The organism is Phytohabitans houttuyneae (assembly GCF_011764425.1).
GTDB lineage: Bacteria > Actinomycetota > Actinomycetes > Mycobacteriales > Micromonosporaceae > Phytohabitans > Phytohabitans houttuyneae.
Window position 1 is genome coordinate 553672 of record NZ_BLPF01000003.1, and the last position, 19816, is coordinate 573487.

Sequence of the window (19816 nt, forward strand, 5' to 3'; positions counted from 1 at the left end):
GATGACGTCCACCTACGAGCGCCGGGTCGCCGCTCTCCCCGCCGAGCTGCGCGAGCAGCTGCGCCGCCGGCTCGCCGGGGGCAGCGGCGCCGCCGCCGAGATCCCGCTGGCCGACCGGAGCGGGCCGCTTCCGCTCTCCTTCGCCCAGCAGCGGCTGTGGTTCGCCGAGCAGCTGCGGCCGGGCACCGCTGAGTACCACAGCGCGCTGCCGTTGCGGCTCAACGGCGAGCTGGACGTGCCCGCCCTGGCCGCCGCGCTCGGCCAGCTGGTGGCCCGCCACGAGATCCTGCGCACCACGTTCCCCGACCGTGACGGGGTAGCCGTACAGGCCGTCCACGCCGAGTCCGATGTGGACCTGCCGGTGGTCGACCTGTCCGCTTCGCCGCAGCGGCTGGAGGCGGTGCTCACCACGGAGTACGAGCGCCCGTTCGACCTGCGCGTCGGGCCGCCGCTGCGCGCGCTGCTGGTCCGCCTGGGCCCGGCCGAGCACGTGCTGCTGCTCACCGCGCATCACATCGTGGTCGACGGCTGGTCGATGGGCATCATCGGCACGGAGCTGGCGGCGCTGTACCGCGCCCGGCGGGCCGGCGAGCCGGCGGAGCTGGCGCCGCTGCCGCTGCAGTACGCGGACTACGCGGCGTGGCAGCGCGAGCGCCTGTCCGGCGACGCCCTCGCCGGGCACCTCGACTACTGGCGCGAGCGGCTGGCCGGCGTCGAGCCGCTGCAGCTGCCCACCGACCGGCCCCGCCCCGCGGTGGCCACGACCGGCGGCGCCGTACACGAGTTCACCGTCCCGGCCGACGTGGCCCAGCGGCTCGGCACGCTGGCCCGCGAGGGCGGCACCACCCTGTTCGCCGTGCTGGTGGCCGCCTGCCAGGCGCTGTTCGCCCGGTACGCCGGGCAGCAGGACGTGGCCGTCGGCACCGCCGTGGCCGGGCGCAACCGGCCGGAGCTGGAGCGGCTGGTCGGCTTCTTCGTCAACACCGTCGTGCTCCGCTCCACAGTGGATGGGGACCGGTCGTTCCGGGAGCTGCTGGCCGCCGTGCACGACACGGTGCTCGACGCGTTCTCCCACGACGAGGCGCCGTTCGAGCGGGTCGTCGAGGCCGTCGAGCCCGACCGCGACCCCAGCCGCAACCCGCTGTTCGACACCATGGTGCTGCTGCACGCGGCCGGCGGCGGGCCGAGCGACCTCGACGGCGCCGTGGCCACACCGGCCCCGCTCAACCGGCGGGCGTCGAACTTCGACCTGACCGTGGAGTTTCAGCCGCGCGGCGGGGAGCTGGCCGCGTCCCTGGAGTACCGCACCGACCTGTTCGAGCCGGCGTCGGCGCGGCGGCTGGCGGGGCACCTGGTGGCGCTGCTGTCCGGCGTGGCCGCCGACCCGGACCGGGCGCTCGCCGACGTACCGCTGACCTCCGGCGACGAGCTGCGCCACCTGCTGGCGGCGGGGACGGACACCGCCCTGCCGGTACCGGACACGACGCTGCCGGAGCTGTTCGAGGCGCAGGTGCGGCGCGACGCCGGGCGTACCGCGCTGGTCTGCGGGCCTGAGCGGCTCACGTTCGGCGAGCTGAACGCGCGGGCCAACCGGCTGGCGCGGCTGCTCGCGGCCCGTGGCGCCGGCCCGGAGCGCCCGGTCGTGCTGGCCCTGCCCCGCTCCGCGGACGCGATCGTGGCGATGCTCGCGGTGTGGAAGGCCGGTGCGGTCTACCTGCCGGTGGACCCCGACGTGCCCGCGGAGCGGCTTGCGCTGCTGTGCCGCGACGCCGACCCGGCACTGCTCGTCGCGGCGTCCGGCAGCCCGGCCGGCGGCGTCGCCGTACTGGCGCTGGACGACCCGGCGACCGTGGCGCAGCTGCGCGCGCTGTCCGGCGACGACCTGGTCGGCGGCGACCGGCGCGACGGGCCCAGGCCCGACAACGCCGCCTATGTCATCTACACCTCCGGCTCCACCGGCATGCCCAAGGGCGTCGTGGTGGACCACCGGGCGCTGGCAAACCTCGTCGCCAACCACCGGGCCGACTTCGTCGCCCGCGCCGGCGGGCGGCGGCTGCGGGTCGCGCTCACCGCCGCGTTCTCGTTCGACACGTCACTGGAGGGCCCCGCCCTGCTGGCGGACGGGCACGAGCTGCACCTGATCGACGCCGCGGTCCGGCTCGACCCGGCCGGCCTCGTCGACTACGTGGCCGCCAACCGCATCGACTTCCTCGACCTCACCCCGTCGTACCTGCGCCAGCTGCTGCCGGCCGGGCTGCTCACCGACCCCCGCCACCGGCCGGCGATCCTGATGCTCGGCGGCGAGGCGGTCGACCCGGCGCTGTGGCGCGAGCTGGCCGCGGCGCCGGACACGGCGTCGTACAACTTCTACGGCCCGACCGAGTGCACCGTCGACGCGCTGTCCTGCCCGATCGAGGGTGACGGCCGGCCGGTCATCGGGCGGCCGCTGCGCAACGTGCGCGCGTACGTCCTCGACGCCCGGCTGCGGCCGGTGCCCGTCGGCGTCGTCGGCGAGCTGTACCTGGCCGGCGACCAGCTCGCCCGCGGCTACCTCAACCGGCCCGGGCTGACCGCACAACGGTTCGTGGCCGACCCGTTCGGTGGTCCTGGCACGCGCATGTACCGCACCGGCGACCTGGCCCGGTGGACCGGCGACGGGGTGGTGGAGTACCTCGGCCGTGCGGACGAGCAGGTGAAGGTGCGCGGCTTCCGGATCGAGCCGGGCGAGGTGGAGGCGGCTCTGCTGGACGAGCCGGGCGTGGCCGAGGCCGCCGTGGTGGCCCGCGCCGGTGCCGACGGCCACCGGCGGCTCGTGGCGTACGTGGTGGGCGACGCCGACCTGGCCGGGCTGCGGGCCGGGCTCAAGCGGCGGCTGCCGGAGTACATGGTGCCGTCGGCGTTCGTGCCCCTGGCGCAGCTGCCCCGCACGGTCAGCGCCAAGCTCGACCGGCGCGCGCTGCCCGACCCCGACGACGCCGTGGCCGGCGCCGAGGACCACGTGGCGCCGAGCACGCCGAACGAACGCGTGCTGGCCGACATCTGGGCCGGCGTGCTGGGCACCGAGCGGATCGGCGCGACGGACAACTTCTTCGCCCGGGGCGGCGACTCGATCCTGGCGATTCAGGTCGTCTCGCGGGCCCGGCAGGCCGGGCTGCGGCTGGCCGCCCGGGACGTGTTCGTCCACCAGACGGTGGCCGAGCTGGCGGCGGCCGCCTCCACCGGCGACGCGGACGCCGCGCCGGCCCGCGGCCCGGTCGACGGCCCGGCCCCGCTCGTGCCGATCCAGCACTGGTTCTTCCACACTCACGGCGCGCTGCGCCACTTCACGATGTCCGTGCTCGTCGAGCTGGCTTCCGATGTGGACCAGGCGGCGCTCGCCCAGGCCGTCGACGCGGTGGTGGCCCACCACGACGCGCTGCGCCTGCGATTCCGTCGCACGGCCACCGGGTGGCGCCAGGAGCTCGCGCCCGCCGCGCCCACGCAGGTGCTGCGCCGCTGCGACCTGTCCGACCTCGACCCGGGCGAGCAGGCCGCCGCCGTGGAGCGCCAGGCCGGCGCCGCGCGTGCCGGCCTGGACCTCGCCGACGGCCCGCTCGTCGCGGCACGGCTCTTTCCGCGCGGCCACGACCGGCCGCCGCTGCTCTTCCTCACCGCCCACCACCTCGTCATGGACGGCGTCTCGCTGCGCGTGCTGCTGGAGGACGTGGAGTCCGCGTACGCCGACCGGTGCGCCGGCCGGCCGGTGGCGCTGCCGGAGGTGCCGACCGCGTTCACCCGCTGGGCGCACGAGCTGACCCAGCACGTCGAATCCGGTGCGCTCGACGCGGACCTGGCGTACTGGGAAGCCACGTCCGACCCCGAGGCGGCGCGGCTGCCGGTGGACCGCGAGGGCGCGGGTACGGCCGGCCCGGCGCGGCAGGTGACGGTCCGGCTGGACCCGGCGGCCACCGATGCGCTGCTGCGCCAGGTGCCCGACGTGTACCGCACCCAGGTCAACGACGTGCTGCTGGCGGCGCTCGGCCGCACGCTGGCCGAGTGGACCGGCCGCGAGCGGCTGCTGGTGGCGCTGGAGGGCCACGGCCGCGAGGACCTGCTCGACGGCGTCGACCTGTCCCGCACCGTGGGGTGGTTCACCACCCAGTTCCCGGTGCTGCTGACCGTACCGTCCACAGCGGACTGGCGGACCGTCCTGCCGGCGGTCAAGGAGCAGCTGCGGGCCGTACCGCGCCGGGGCCTGAGCTACGAGGCGCTGCGCTACGTGCGCGGGGCGGACACCCTGGCCGGCGCCCCGCAGCCGAGGATCTGCTTCAACTACCACGGCAGGTTCGACGCCGGCACGGGCGCGGACGGGCTGGTGCGCGGCTGGAGTGAGGACGCCGGCGCCGGGCCGGACACCGACCCGACGGCCGACCTGTCGTACCTGCTGGATGTCACCGGAGCGGTCACCGGTGGCGAGCTGGTGCTGACCTGGCTGTACCCCGCCGACGCCCTCGACGAGTCGACCGTGCGCCGGCTGGCCGACCGGATGGTGCGCGCGCTGCGTGAGATCGTCGCGCATTGCGCGGCACCGGGCGCGGGCGGGCGCAGCCCCAGCGACTTCCCGCTGGTGCGGCTGGACCAGGCGGGCGTGGACCGGCTGGTGGGCGACGGCCGCGACGTGACCGACCTGCTGCCGCTCACCCCGCTGCAGGCCGGCATGCTCTTCCACGCCCTCGACGGCACCGGCGTCTACCTGGACCAGGCGCGGCTGCTGATGGACGGCGTCGGCGACCCCGCCACCCTCGGCGCGGCCTGGCAGGACGTCGTCGACCGGACGCCCGCACTGCGTACCAGGGTGGTGTGGCGCGACGTGGACGAGCCGCTGCAGGTGGTGCACGCGCGGGCCACCGTGCCGGTGGCGTACCACGACCTGCGCGGCCTCGACGACGCCGCGCGGGAGGCGGAGCTTTCCCGCATCGCCGAGGCCGAGTGGCGCTCGGGCGTCGACCTGGCCGCCGCGCCGCTGCTGCGCCTCGCCGTTGCCACCGTCGGCGCCGAGCGGGTCGTGCTCGTGCTCACGTCCCACCACATCGGACTGGACGGTTGGAGCCTGGCCCAGGTGCTCACCGACGTGTGCGAGCGGTACACGGCGCTGCTGACCGGCCGGCCCGCGACTTCTTCGCCGCGCCCGGCCTTCCGCGACTATCTGGCCTGGCTCGCCGGGCGGGACATCGACCGGGCGGGGGAGCACTGGACCGCCGCGCTGGCCGGCATGGAGCCCACGCCGCTGCCGTACGACCGGCCGCCGGCCCGGGCGCACCAGGCCGAGTCCTCGCGGATGTTGCGCCTGCGCCTGGACGCGGCGGAGTCGCAGCGGCTGCGCCGGATGGCCGCCGGCGCCGGACTGACGGTGAACACCGTGGTGCAGGGCGCCTGGGCGCTGCTGCTGGCCCGCTGGACCGGGCGGGACGACGTGGTGTTCGGCGCGACCGTCTCCGGACGCCCGGCCGACCTGCCCGGCGTGGAGTCGATGGTCGGCATGTTCGTCAACACGGTGCCCGCGCGGGTGCGGGTGCCGGGCGGCGACGAGGCCGCCGCGTGGCTGCGGCGGCTGCAGGACGAGCAGAACCGGACCCGCGAGTACGACTTCGTCGCGCTCACCCAGCTGCGCGCGTGGGCCGGGGTGCCGGTCGGCACCGAGCTGTTCGACAGCATCGTGGCGTTCGAGAACTACCCGTACGACGAGTCGTCCGGGGCGGGGCCGCGGATCGTCGACGTGGTGCCGCGCGACTCCACGACGTTCCCGCTGAGCCTGCGGGCGTACGTGACGGACCGTCTCGGCTTCGACCTCGCGTACGACCCCCGGCTGTTCGACGCGGCCACCGCCGAGGCGCTCGGCGACCGGCTGCTGACCCTGCTTGCCGGCCTGGCGTCCGATCCGTACCGGCCGGTGCGGGCGGTGCCGTGGATGCCGGCTGCGCAGCGGCGGCAGATCCTCGAGGACTGGAGCTGCGCGCGCGTCGACGGGATCGTCCACCGCCCGGCGACACTGGTGGAGCTGTTCGCGGCGCAGGCGGCCCGCACGCCCGACCGGGTCGCGGTGACCGGGGAGGACGGCGAGCTCACGTACGCGGAGCTGGACGCCCGGGCCGACCGGCTGGCCCGGCGGCTGGTGGTCGCCGGGGCGGGGCCCGAGCGGTACGTGGCGCTCGTGCTGCCCCGGTCGGTCTCGCAGGTCGTGGCGGTGCTGGGTGTGCTGAAGTCCGGCGCGGCGTACCTGCCGGTGGACCCGGCGCAGCCGGCGGACCGGATGGCGCGGATGCTGCGCGACGCCGCCCCGGTCGCCGTTGTCGCCGACGACTCGCTCGACCTGCCCGAGCTTTCCGTGCCGCGGCTGCCGGTCACGGACGAGTCCCTTGTGGACGCGGAACTTGTGGCGCCGGACCCGGACACGCCGGCCTACCTCATCTACACCTCCGGCTCGACGGGGCAGCCGAAGGGCGTGGTGGTGACGCACCGTAACGCCGTACGCCTGTTTGAGGCCACCCGGCCGTGGTTCGGGTTCGGCGAGGACGACGTGTGGACCCTGTTCCACTCCTACGCCTTCGACTTCTCGGTGTGGGAGTTGTGGGGCGCGCTGCTGCACGGTGGCCGGCTCGTCGTCGTGCCGCACGCGGTGTCCCGGTCGCCGCGCGACGTGCGGCGCCTGCTCGCCCAGGAGCGGGTGACCGTGCTCAACCAGACCCCGTCGGCCTTCTACCAGCTCATCGCGGCCGACCGGGACGACGATTCGCCGCTCGCCCTGCGGTACGTCATCTTCGGCGGCGAGGCGCTGGACCTGTCGCGGCTGGCCGACTGGTACGCCCGCCACGACGACCGCGCTCCCGTCCTGGTCAACATGTACGGCATCACCGAGACGACGGTGCACGTCACGTACGCGCCGCTGGATCGGGCGGCGGCCGCGGCGGCCACCGGCAGCGTCATCGGCGCGGCCATTCCCGACCTGCGCCTGTACGTCCTGGACGCCGACCGCGAGCCGGTGCCGCCCGGCGTGGCGGGCGAGCTGTACGTCGCCGGAGCCGGTCTGGCCCGCGGCTACCTCAACCGGCCCGGCCTGACCGCCGACCGGTTCGTGGCCGACCCGTTCGCAACCAGCCCGGGCGCGCGCATGTACCGCACCGGCGACCTGGCGCGCTGGACGTTCGACGGCCGGCTGGAGTACCTCGGCCGTGCCGACCACCAGGTGAAGATCCGCGGCTTCCGGATCGAGCTGGGCGAGATCGAGGCCGCGCTGGTGGCCCGGCCCGAGATCACCGACGCCGCGGTGCTGGCCCGCGAGGACGAGCCGGACCGCAAGCGGCTCGTCGCGTACGTCGTGCCGGCCGGCCCGGCGCCGGTTGACCCGGCGACGCTGCGGGCCGGTCTGGCCGCCGTGCTGCCCGACTACATGGTGCCGGCCGCCTTCGTGACGCTGGACGCGCTGCCGCTCAACGCCAACGGCAAGCTGGACCGGCGGGCGCTGCCCGCCCCGAGCCGGCCGCCGCCGCGCGCGCCGCACACGTGGCACCGGCCACCGCGGCCGAGGCGGCCGTCGCCGGGGTCTGGGCCGACCTGCTCGGCGTCGGGGGAGTCGGCGCGCAGGACAACTTCTTCGACCTGGGCGGCGACTCGATCGTCGCGATCCGCATGGCGTCGCGGCTGCGCACCGCGCTGGGCGTGGACCTGCCGCCGCGCGCGGTGTTCGATCACCCGACGGTGGCCGCGCTGGCCCGCGCCGCCGAGGACGCCGCGGGCGACCCGGACGCGATCAAGCCGGCCGCCCGCGACGGCGCGCTGCCGGTGTCGTACGCCCAGCAGCGGCTGTGGTTCCTCGCCGAGTTCGAGCCGGGCTCGGCGGAGTACGTGACGTTCATGCCGCTGCGGCTGCGCGGCGAGCTGGACGCGGCGGCGCTCGGTGCCGCGCTGGACGGGCTGGTGGCCCGGCACGAGGCGCTGCGCACCACGTTCGACACCGACGGCGGCCGGCCGGTGCAGATCATCCATCCGCACGCCACTCTGCCGCTGCCGGTGACCGACCTCCGCGCGCTTTCCGCGGCGGCCCGTCAGTCCGAAGTGGAGCGGGTACTGGCCGAGGAGGCGGGCACCGGTTTCGACCTGCGCCGCGGGCCGTTGCTGCGGGCCCGCCTGCTGCGCCTGGCCGCCGACGAGCACGTGTTCACACTCGCCCTGCACCACATCGTCACCGACGGCTGGTCCATGGGCGTGCTCGCCGGCGACCTCGCCGAGCTGTACCGGGCCGCCCGGGCCGGCAGCGCGCCGCGCCTGCCCGAGCTGCCCGTCCAGTACGCCGACGTGGCCGCCTGGCAGCGCTCGCGCGAGCCGGACCTGGAGGAGCAGCTGGGGTACTGGCGCGAGCGGCTGGCCGGGCTGGAGCCGCTGGAGCCGCCGACCGACCGTCCCCGCCCAGCCGTGCAGACCCACAACGGCGCGGCGGTGCCGTTCGCCGTACCCGCCGAGGTGACCGCACGGCTGGCCGCGCTCGGCCGCGCGCACGGCGGCACGCTGTTCACCGCCCTGGTCGCCGCCGTCCAGGTGCTGCTCGCCCGCTGGTGCGGGCGGGACGACGTGGCGGTCGGCACCGTGGTGTCCGGGCGCGAGCGGCCCGAGCTGGAAGGGCTGGTCGGCGCGTTCGTCAACACACTGGTGCTGCGCGCCCGGGTGCCCGGTGACCGGCCGTTCACCGAGCTGCTCGACGAGGTGCGCGACACGGTGCGCGACGCGCTGGCCAACCAGGACGTGCCGTTCGAGCGGGTGGTCGACGCGGTCGCGCCCGAGCGCGACACCAGCGTCACCCCGCTCTACCAGGCGATGGTGGTGCTGCAGAACCTCGGCAACCGGCTGCCGGCACTGGACGGGCTGAGCGTGGCGGAGCTGACCACGCCGGCCACGACGGCCAGCGTGGACGTAAGCGTCGACTTCTACAGCGACGGCGACTCCCTGGTCGGGTCGCTGGAGTACAACACGGACCTGTTCCACGCGGGCACGGCCCAGCGCCTGGTCGGGCTCCTGCTCGCCGTGCTGCGCGGCGCCGCCGCGGCTCCCGACCGCCCGGTTGGCGACCTGCCGCTGCTCGACGCCGTGGAGCGTGCCCGGATGCTCGGCGACTGGAACGACACCGGCCTGCCGGTACCGGACGCGACGTTCCCGGCTCTCTTCGAGGCCGCCGCCCACCGCACACCCGGCGCCACCGCGGCCGTCTGCGCGGGCGAGCGGCTGACCTTCGCCCAGCTGAACGAGCGCGCCAACCGGCTCGCCCACCACCTCATCAGCGCCGGCGTCGGCGCCGAGGACGTGGTGGCCGTCGCCCTGCCCCGCACGCTCGACGCGGTCGTCGCGATCCTCGCCGTGACCAAGGCCGGCGGTGTACCTGCCGGTCGACCGCGCGCTGCCGCCGGCCCGGGTCGAGGCGCTGCTGCGCGACGCCGCACCGGCCGTTGTCGTCACCACGCGGGACGCCGCCGCCGTGCACGCGGCCGCCGGCGAGGCGGCCGTCGTCGCGCTGGACGCGCCTGGGACCGTCGCGGCGCTCGCCGATCAGCGGGTCGACGACCCGACCGACGCCGACCGTTTCCGTCCACTGAGGACCGCCAATACGGCCTACCTCATCTTCACCTCCGGCTCGACGGGTACGCCGAAGGGCGTCGCGGTGGAGCACCGCCAACTGGTCACCCTGTACGCCGGCCACCTCGCACGGCTTGTACCGGCCGGTGCCCGGCTGCGCGCCGCGCTGACCGCCGCGTTCTCGTTCGACACCTCGTGGGAAGGCCCGCTGCTGCTGGTGGCCGGGCACGAGCTGCACGTCGTCGACGAAACCACCCGGATGGACCCGGCCGCGCTCGTCGACTACGTCGTCGCCGAGCGGATCGACTTCCTGGACCTCACCCCGGCGTACGCCCGCCAGCTGCTCGCCGCCGGCCTGCTCACCGCCGACGCGCACCGGCCCCGGCTGCTCATGCTCGGCGGGGAGGCGGTCGGCGAGGCGATGTGGCGGGAGCTGGCGGCCGCGGCGGACACCACGGCGTACAACTACTACGGCCCGACCGAATGCACTGTCGACGCGCTGGCGGCGCGGGTACGCGACCACGACCGTCCGGTCGTCGGCCGGCCGCTGCCCAACGTCCGGGCGTACGTGCTGGACGCCCGGCTGCAGCCGGTCCCGGTCGGCGTGCCCGGTGAGCTGTACCTGGCCGGCGCCCAGGTGGCCCGCGGTTACCTGAACCGGCCCGGGCTGACCGCCGGCCGCTTCGTCGCCGACCTGTACGGCGCGCCGGGCACCCGGATGTACCGCACCGGCGACCGGGCCCGGTGGACCGCCGGCGGGGTGCTGGAGTTCCTCGGCCGCGTCGACGACCAGGTGAAGATCCGCGGCTTCCGGATCGAGCCCGGCGAGGTGGAGGCGGCGCTGCGCCGGCACCCGGGCGTGAGCGACGCGGCCGTCGTGGCCCGCGAGGACGCCGGCCACCGCCGCCTGGTCGCCTACGTGGTCGGGGATGCCGGCGCGGACCTGCGCGGCTGGCTGCGCGAGCGGCTGCCGGAGTACCTGGTGCCGGCCGCGTTCGTGACGCTGCCCGCGCTGCCGCACACCACCAGCGGCAAGGTGGACCGGCGTGCCCTGCCCGCGCCCGACGTCGCCGCCACGGCGGACGCGTCGTTCGTCCCGCCGCGCACGGACGCCGAACGCGAGCTGGCCCGCGTATGGGCCGAGGTGCTGGGCCTGCCCAGGGTGGGTGCCACCGACAACTTCTTCGGCCTGGGCGGCGACTCGATCCTCAGCATCGAGGTGGTCACCCGGGCGCGGCGGGCCGGTTTGCGGGTCACCGCCAAGGACGTGTTCCGCCACCAGACCGTCGCGGAGCTGGCCGCCGTCGCGGCGGCCACCGACCCGGCCGGTACCGACCAGCGGGCGAAGCACACCGGTCCCGCGCCGCTCGCGCCGATCCAGCAGTGGTTCCTCGACACGTCCGGCCCGGCCGCGCGGTTCACCATGAGCACGCTCGTCGAGCTCGCCCCCGACGCCGACGAGGCCGCGCTGCGCGCCGCACTGGCGGCCGTGGTGGCCCAGCACGGTGCGTTGCGCCTGCGCTTCACCCGCGACGGCGACGGCCGGTGGTGGCAGCGGGAAACGCGGGCGCACACCGCCGAGCTGCTGACCCGACGCGATCTGTCCACTGTGGAAGAGGCGGACCTGCGGCCGGCAATCGAGGACGCCGCGGAGTGGTTGCAGAGCGGCCTGGACATCGAGGCGGGCCCCCTGCTGGGCGCGCTCTTGCTGGACCGGGGCACCGGCCGGCCGCCCCAGCTCCTGATCGTCGTACACCACCTCGTGATCGACGGCGTGTCGTGGCGGGTGCTGCTGGACGACCTGCAGACGGCGTACGACCAGATCCGTGCCGGCGCCCCCGTTGACCTCGGGCCGCGCACCGACGATTACGCCGACTGGGCGTGGCGCCTCGACGAGCACACCCGCACCGGCGGCTTCGACGACGCCCTGCCGTACTGGACGGCGCTCGCCGAGGGGCCGGCCGCCGCGCTGCCGCTCGACCACGACGGTCCGAACGTGGCCGGTGATGCCACCACCCTGACCGTGCGGCTGGACCGCGACGCCACCACCGCGCTGCTGCGCGACGTGCCCGGCGCGTACCGGACACAGGTCAACGACGTGCTGCTGGCGGCGCTGGGCCGCGCGGTCGCCCGGTGGACCGGCCACGACCGGGTGCTGGTCGGCCTTGAGGGGCACGGTCGCGACGACCTGCTCGACGGCGTCGATGTCGCCCGTACCGTCGGCTGGTTCACCGCGGAGTTTCCCGTGGCGCTGCGGCTGCCCGCGCAGGGCGGTGTCGGCGCGCTGGTCAAGGCCGTCAAGGAGCAGTTGCGGGCGGTGCCGCACCACGGCGTGAGCTACGGCGCGCTGCGGCACCTGGCCGGCGCGGCAGGGCTGGACCGCGGCACCCGGCCGGGCATCAGCCTGAACTACCTCGGCCAGTGGGCACCCGGCGGCGTCGCGGACGGGCTCTACCGGGCCTGGCACGAAGGCGTCGGCCAGGTCGCCGACCCGGACGCGCCCCGCCAGTACCTGCTGGACGTCACCGGCATCGTCGCCGGCGGCACGCTGGAGCTGGGCTTCACGTACTCGCACCGGCTGCACGACGAGGCCACCGTGCGGCGGCTGGCCGACGACTACCTCGCCGCCCTGCGAGAGATCATCGACCACTGTGTACAGCCGGACGCGGGTGGCCGCACGCCCAGCGACTTCCCGCTCGCCGGGCTCGACCAGGCGGCCGTCGACCGCCTCGCCGGCGACGGGCGCGGCGTCGAGGACATCTTCCCGCTCACCCCGCTGCAGGCCGGCATGCTCTTCCACGGCCTGGTCGACCCGACCGGCGCGTACCTGGACCAGATCACGCTCCGGCTGGCCGGCGTGCAGGACCCGGACCGGCTGGCCGCCGCGTGGCAGCGGGTCGCCGACCGTACCCCGGCACTGCGCACCGCCCTGGCCTGGCGCGGCCTGCCGCGACCCGTCCAGGTGGTGCACGCCCGGGCCACCGTGCCGGTGACCCGGCACGCGTGGGGCGCCGACTGGGAGTCGCGCCTGGCCGAGCTGCTGGCCGCCGACCGGGCCGCCGGCATGGACCTCACCGTCGCGCCGCTCATGCGGCTGGCCATCGCCGCGATCCCCGGCGGTGAGACCGTCGTCGTGTGGACCTCCCACCACGTGGCGCTGGACGGCTGGAGCGCCGCGCAGGTGTTCGCCGAGGTGTGCGCGGAGTACGCCGGGGCGGCCACCGCCTCGACCCGCCCGCCCTTCCGCGAGTACCTGCGCTGGCTCGCCGGCCAGGACACCGCGGCCGCCGCGGGGTACTGGCGCGATGTGCTGGCCGGGTTCGCCGCGCCCACCCCGCTGCCGTACGACCGGCCGCCCGGCTCCGCGCATGACACCGACTCGGCCGGCTCGGTCCGGCTGGAGCTGCCGGCCGTCGGATCGGCGCGGCTGCGCGAGGCCGCCGGCCGCCACGGGCTCACCGTGAACACGTTCGTACAAGGCGCCTGGGCGCTGCTGCTGTCGATGTTCAGCGGCGAGCGGGACGTGGTGTTCGGCACCACGGTGTCGGGCCGCCCGGCCGAGCTGCCCGGCGCCGCCGACATGATCGGCATGTTCATCAACACCGTGCCGACGCGGGTGGACACCGACGGCCGCGCCACCGCCGCCGACTGGCTGCGACGGCTGCAGGACGCGCAGGCCGAGGCCCGCCGTTTCGACTTCGTCTCGCTGGCCCAACTCGCGTCGCACTCGGACGTGCCGCCCGGCTCGGCCCTGTTCGACAGCGCCGTGGTGTTCGAGAACTACCCGTACGCCGGCGGCGAGGACGACGGCGGCCCCGTCGTGCGCGAGGTGCGGGCCGAGGACCGCACCAGCTTCCCGCTGACGCTGGTCGCCGACCTTGCCGGCCGCCTGCGGCTCAACCTGCTGTACGACCCGCGGCTGTTCGACGCCGCCACCGCGCGGCGGCTGGTGGACCAACTGGCCCTGCTGCTGAACGAGCTCGCCGCGCACACCGAGCGCCGGCTGGCCGATCTGGCTGTCACCTCGGCGGCCGAACGCGAGCAGGTGCTCGTCACGTGGAATCCGCCGGCCACCGGCTCCGCATCGGCCGGCACGGTCGCCGACCGGTTCGCCGACCAGGTGCGGGCCACCCCCGGCGCACCCGCCGTGGTCGCTGGCGCGACGACGCTCGGCTACGCCGAGCTGGCGGAGCGGGCCACCGCCGTCGCGGGCCGGCTCGCCGCCGCCGGGGTCGGCGCTGAGGACCGCGTGGCCGTGCTCATGGAGCGCTCGGTCGAGCAGGTCGTGGCGGTCGTCGGCGTGGTGCTGGCCGGCGCGGCGTACCTGCCGCTGGACCTGCGCTCGCCCGCCGAGCGGTTGCGGGCCGTCATCGACGCGGCCGGTGCCCGCGTGGTGCTCACCGACGACGCCTGGCACGAGACGGCCACGTCCGTCCACGATGGAGTGGTCCTGCACGTGCGGGACGTGGGTGCCGCTCAGGCGCGGCCCGCGCGGCCGGATCCCGATGGCCTTGTCTACGTCGAGTACACGTCCGGCTCCACCGGCACGCCGAAGGGTGTGGCGGTGCGCCACCGCGACGTGGTGGCCCTCGCCGACGACATCCGCTTCGCCGGGCCACAGCACCGGCGGGTCCTGGTGCACTCGCCGCTGGCGTTCGACGCCTCCACCTACGAGCTGTGGGTGCCGCTGCTGAACGGCGGTGCCGCCGTCGTGGCGCCGCCCGGCGACCTGGACGTGGCCATGCTTCGGCGGGTACTGCCCGCGCACGGCGTCACGTCGCTGTGGCTGACGGCCGGTGTGTTCCGGGTGGTGGCGCAGGAGGCCCCGGACTGCCTTGCCGGCGTGGGTGAGGTGTGGACCGGTGGTGATGTGGTGCCGGCCGCGGCGGTGCGTCGGGTGTTGGAGGCGTGTCCCGGGATCACGGTGGTGGACGGGTACGGGCCGACGGAGACGACGACGTTCGCGACGAGTTTTGCGATGTCCGCGGCCGGTGGGGTGCCGGATGCGGTGCCGATCGGTGCGCCGTTGGACAACATGCGGGCGTACGTGCTGGACGGCTGGTTGCGGCCGGTGCCGCCCGGCGCTCCCGGAGAGCTGTACCTGGCCGGCGCCGGCGTCGCCCGCGGCTACCTCGGCCGTCCAGGGCTGACCGCGGCCCGGTTCGTAGCGGATCCGTTCGGCGGGCCGGGGGAGCGGATGTACCGCACGGGTGATGTGGTGCGGTGGCGGAGCGACGGTGTGGTCGAGTTCGTCGGTCGGGCCGATGAGCAGGTGAAGATCCGCGGGTTCCGGGTGGAGCTGGGTGAGATCGAGTCGGTGCTGGCGGGGCATCCGGCGGTGGCGGATGTGGCGGTGCTTGCCCGGGCCGACGCTGGCGCCAAGCGCCTGGTCGCCTACGTCGTGCCCACCAGCCGGTCCGAGGTCGGGCAGCTGCGCGCGCACGCCGCGGCCGCGCTGCCCGACTACATGGTGCCGTCCGCCTTCGTGGTGCTCGACGCGCTGCCGCTGAGCCGCAACGGCAAGCTCGACCGCCGCGCGCTGCCTGCGCCACCCGACGACAGCGGCGCCGGGACGGGCCCGAGCCACGTACCACCCCGCGACGCCGTCGAGCGGACCCTCGCCGGAATCTGGGCCGACACGCTCGGCCTTTCCCGCGTCGGCGTGCACGACAACTTCTTCGCCGCGGGCGGTGACTCGATCAGCAGCATCCAGGTCGTCTCCCGGGTACACGCCGCGCTCGGCGCCGAGCTGTCGCCACGCGCGCTGTTCGCCGCGCCGACGATCGCCGAGCTGGCCCCGCTCGTGGCCACCATGGCACCGACCGCCGACGGCCCCGCACGCTCGGACGAGCCGCAGGCACCGCTCTCCTTCGCCCAGCAGCGGCTGTGGTTCCTGCACCAGCACGAGCCGGAGAGCGTGGAGTACGTCATCCCGCTCGCCCTGCGCCTGCGCGGCAAGCTCGACGTCGACGCTTTGCGCACCGCCCTGACCGGCCTGGCCGAGCGGCACGAGTCGCTGCGCACCACGTTCGCCGACGGCGACGGATCCGGCGTACAGATCATCCAACCGCCCGCGCCGGTCGACCTGGCAGTCGTCGACGCGGCACCCGACGCGGTTGCGCACCTGCTGTGCGAGGACGCGCAACGCCCGTTCGACCTGCTGACCGAGCTGCCGCTGCGGGCGCGGCTGCTGCGGGTGGCCGCCGACGAGCACATCCTGTCGCTGACCCTGCACCACATCGTCACCGACGGCTGGTCCACCGGCCTGCTGTTGGGTGAGCTGGCCGACCGGTACGCCGCGGTGACCGCCGGCACGCCGCTGGACCTGCCCGAGCCGCCGCCCCGGTACGCCGACGTGGCCCGCTGGCAGCGCGCCCGGTACGCGGCCGCGGAGCCGCACGAGCAGCTGGAGTTCTGGCGCCGGCAGCTCGACGGCGTACCGACGCTGGAGCTGCCCACCGACCGGCCCCGCCCGCCGGTCCGCGGCCTCACCGGCGCGACCGTGGAACGGACGCTGTCCGCGGCTGACACGCAGGCCCTGCGCGGCCTCGGCCGCCGGCTCGGCGGCACCCTGTTCACCACCCTCGTCGCCGGCAGCCAACTGCTGTTCGCCCGCTGGTCCGGGCAGGACGACGTGGCCGTCGGCACGGTCACGACCGGTCGCGACCGCCCCGGGCTGGACCGCATCGTCGGGTTCTTCGTCAACACGGTGGTGTTGCGTACGGCGGTGCGCGACACGGACACGGTCGAGCAGTTCCTGCGCCGAGTCCAGGCCACCGCACTGGACGCCTTCGACCACCAGGACGTGCCGTTCGAGCGGGTCGTGGACGCGCTGCAGCCCGAGCGCGACGCGGGGCGTACCCCGCTGTTCCAGACCATGGTCGTGCTGCAGAACACGCCGGGCGCTCCGCTGTCACTGCCCGGCCTCGACGTGGCCGAGGTGGAGCCGGCCACGGTCACCGCCGGCTTCGACGTCACCGTGGAGTTCCAGGAAGTGGACGAAGAGCTGCGGATGGCGCTCACGTACCGCACGGACCTGTTCGACCAGTCCACCGTGGCGCGGCTGGCCGACCAGCTCGCCCGCGCCCTCGCCGGCATCGCGCACCACCCCGACCGCCGGCTCGGCGAGCTGTCGCTGCTCGACGACGCCGAGCGTCGCCGGGTCGTCGAGGAGTGGAACGACACAGCCCGACAGGTGCCGTTCACCACGCTGACCGACCTCGTCGCCGCGCAGGCCCGCCGGACGCCCGACGCGCTGGCCGTCCAGGGTCCACGCGGCCCGCTGAGCTTCCGCGAGCTCGACGAGGGCGCGACCCGGCTCGCGCACCTGCTCGCCGCGCGCGGCGTCGGGCCGGAAAGGTTGGTGGCGCTGCTGCTGCCGCGATCCGTCGACGGCATCATCGCCCGGCTGGCGGTGCTGCGGGCGGGCGGCGCGTTCCTGCCGATCGACCCGGCGTACCCCGCCGAACGGATCGCCTTCACGCTGCGCGACGCCCGGCCCGTACTGATGCTGACACAGACCACAGTGGAGCCGCCGGCCGGCGACGTGCCGGTGCTGCGACTGGACGACCCGGATTTCGCGGCGCAGCTCGCCGCGGCCTCCTCGGATCTGGAAGGGCTGCCGGACGTGACGGCCGAGCAGCCGGCGTACGTCATCTACACCTCCGGGTCGACCGGGCGGCCCAAGGGCGTCGTCGTACCGCATCGCGGCCTGCCCAGCTTCTCGGCGGCCGAGATCGAGCGCTGCGGTGTGCGCGCCGGCGACCGGGTGCTGCAGTTCTCCTCGCCCGGCTTCGACGCGTCGGTGCTGGAGCTGTGCCTGGCGCTGCCGGTCGGGGCGGCCCTCGTCGTGCCGACGCCCGGGCCGCTGCTGGGCGAGCAGCTGGCCGCCTTCCTCGCCGAGCAGCGGATCACACACGCGCTGATCCCACCGGCCGCCCTGTCCACCCTGCCGGCCGGCGCCGAGGCCGGCCTGCCCGACCTGCGCACGCTCATCGTCGGCGGCGAGGCGTCCGGGGCGGAGCTGGTCCGCCGGTGGGCGCCGGGCCGCGACCTCGTCAACATGTACGGCCCGACCGAGTGCACCGTCGTGTCGACGTGGACGGACCCGCTGCCGCCCGCTCCCACGGCGCCGCCCATCGGCCGCCCGATCTGGAACACCAGGACGTACGTGCTGGACGCCGCGTTGCGACCGGTCCCCGTCGGGGTGCCCGGCGAGCTGTACGTCGCCGGCACCGGGCTGGCCCGCGGCTACCTCACCCGACCCGGGCTGACCGCCCAGCGGTTCGTGGCCGACCCGTTCGGCGGGCCGGGGGAGCGGATGTACCGCACCGGCGACGTGGTGCGCTGGCGGGCCGATGGGCAGCTCGACTTCTGCGGCCGCGCCGACGACCAGGTGCAGGTGCGGGGCTTCCGGGTCGAGCTGGGCGAGGTCACCGCCGCGCTGCGCACGCAGCCGGGGGTGGCCGACGCGACCGTCGTCCTGCGCGACGCACCGGGGGAGCGGCCACGCCTGGTCGCCTACGTCGTGCCGGCGGCGGACGCCCAACCACCGCAGGCGCACGCGCTGACGCCGGCACGGCTGCGCGACGGGCTGGCTCACACGCTGCCCGACCACATGCTGCCGGCCGCGTTCGTGCTGCTGGACCGGCTGCCGCTCAACGCCAGCGGCAAGGTGGACCGGCGCGCCCTGCCCGCGCCCGACACCGACGCCACCCCGGCCGGCGCGGGCTTCGTCGCCCCGCGCACGGACACCGAACGGGTGCTGGCCCGGGTGTGGGCCGAGGTGCTCGGCGTGGCCGAGGTCGGCGTGCACGACAACTTCTTCGTCCTGGGTGGCGACTCCATCCTGAGCCTGCAGACGGTGGCCCGGGCCAAGCAGGCCGGCCTGGCACTGTCCACACGGGACCTGTTCCGCCACCAGACGGTCGCCGAGCTCGCACCGGTCGTCGCGCTCGTCGACGACCGGGCCGAGGTCGACGCCGGCCCGGTCGTCGGCGAGGTGCCGCTCACCCCGATCCAGCAATGGTTCTTCGCCACCGGTCCGGCCAATCCCCACCACTTCAACCAGTCGATGGTCGCGGAGCTGGCGGAGGACGTGGACGAGTCCTCGCTGGAGGCGGCGCTGGACGCGCTCGTGGCCCATCACGACGCGCTGCGGACGCGGTTCGCGCAGGACGGCGACGGCTGGCGGCAGTACGTGCCCGACGGGCCGGCGCCGTCCCCACTGCGCCGGGCACCGTCCATCGCAGACGCCGGCGAGCTGGAGGAGATCGCCGACGCGGCGCACGCCGCGCTGGACCTGTCCGAAGGTCCCGTGTTCACCGCGACCCTGGTGCCGCGCAGCGGAAGCCACCGGCCGTACCTGCTGCTCGTCGCCCACCACCTCGTGGTGGACGCGGTCTCCTGGCGGATACTGGTCGACGACCTCGACCGGGCGTACCGCCAGGCGGCCGCCGGCGAGCCGGTCGACCTCGGGCCGCGCAGCACGTCGTTCCGCGACTGGGCGGTGCGGCTGCGCGACCACGCGGCGGCCGGCGGCTTCGACGGCGAACTGGACCACTGGGCCGCGGCGACAGAAGGGGACGCGGCGGGGTTCGAGGGCGACCCGGCGGCGCCGGAGGGCGAGCCGGTGCTCGTGGAACTGGACGCCGGTGACACCGAGGCGCTGTCCCGGCTGGCGCCGGGCGCGTACCGGGTCGGCACCGGCGACGTGGTGCTGGCCGCCGCCGCGTGGGCGCTGGCCCGGCACGGCGGACGCGACGACGTGCGCATCGAGCTGGAGGGGCACGGCCGCGAGGACGTCTTCGACGGCGTGGACCTCAGCCGTACCGTCGGCTGGTTCACCACGATGTACCCGGTGCGGCTCACGGTGGCGCCGGGCGACGGGCCGGACTGGCGGGCGCTGGTGAAGTCGGTACGGCGCCAGCTGCGGGCGGTGCCAGCCAACGGGTTCGGATACGCCGCGCTGCGCCACCTCGGCCCGCCCGCGGCCCGGCAGCGGCTCACCGCGGCGGGCACAGCCGCGGCGCCCGTGGTCTTCAACTACCTCGGCCAGTGGGACAGCGCGACCCCCGCCCCGAGGACGGGCTCTTCCGGGCGGTACACGGGTCGGCTGGCCGCGACCACGATCCCGGCAACAAGCGCCCACACCCGGTCGAAGTGGTCGGCGGCATCGACGAGGGCCGGATGCGGTTCTCGTGGTCGTACCGCCCGG

At 75.6% G+C, this 19816-nt stretch carries 2 pseudogenes; both read left to right on the plus strand.

What is annotated here, in order from left to right:
• Position 1: 1 nt before the first annotated feature.
• Positions 2-7441 (plus strand): annotated as a pseudogene (locus tag Phou_RS51615) (amino acid adenylation domain-containing protein); the annotation flags it as partial.
• Positions 7427-19651, plus strand: a pseudogene (locus tag Phou_RS51625) (condensation domain-containing protein); the annotation flags it as partial. The pseudogenes Phou_RS51615 and Phou_RS51625, both read left to right, overlap by 15 nt.
• Positions 19652-19816 lie beyond the last annotated feature (165 nt).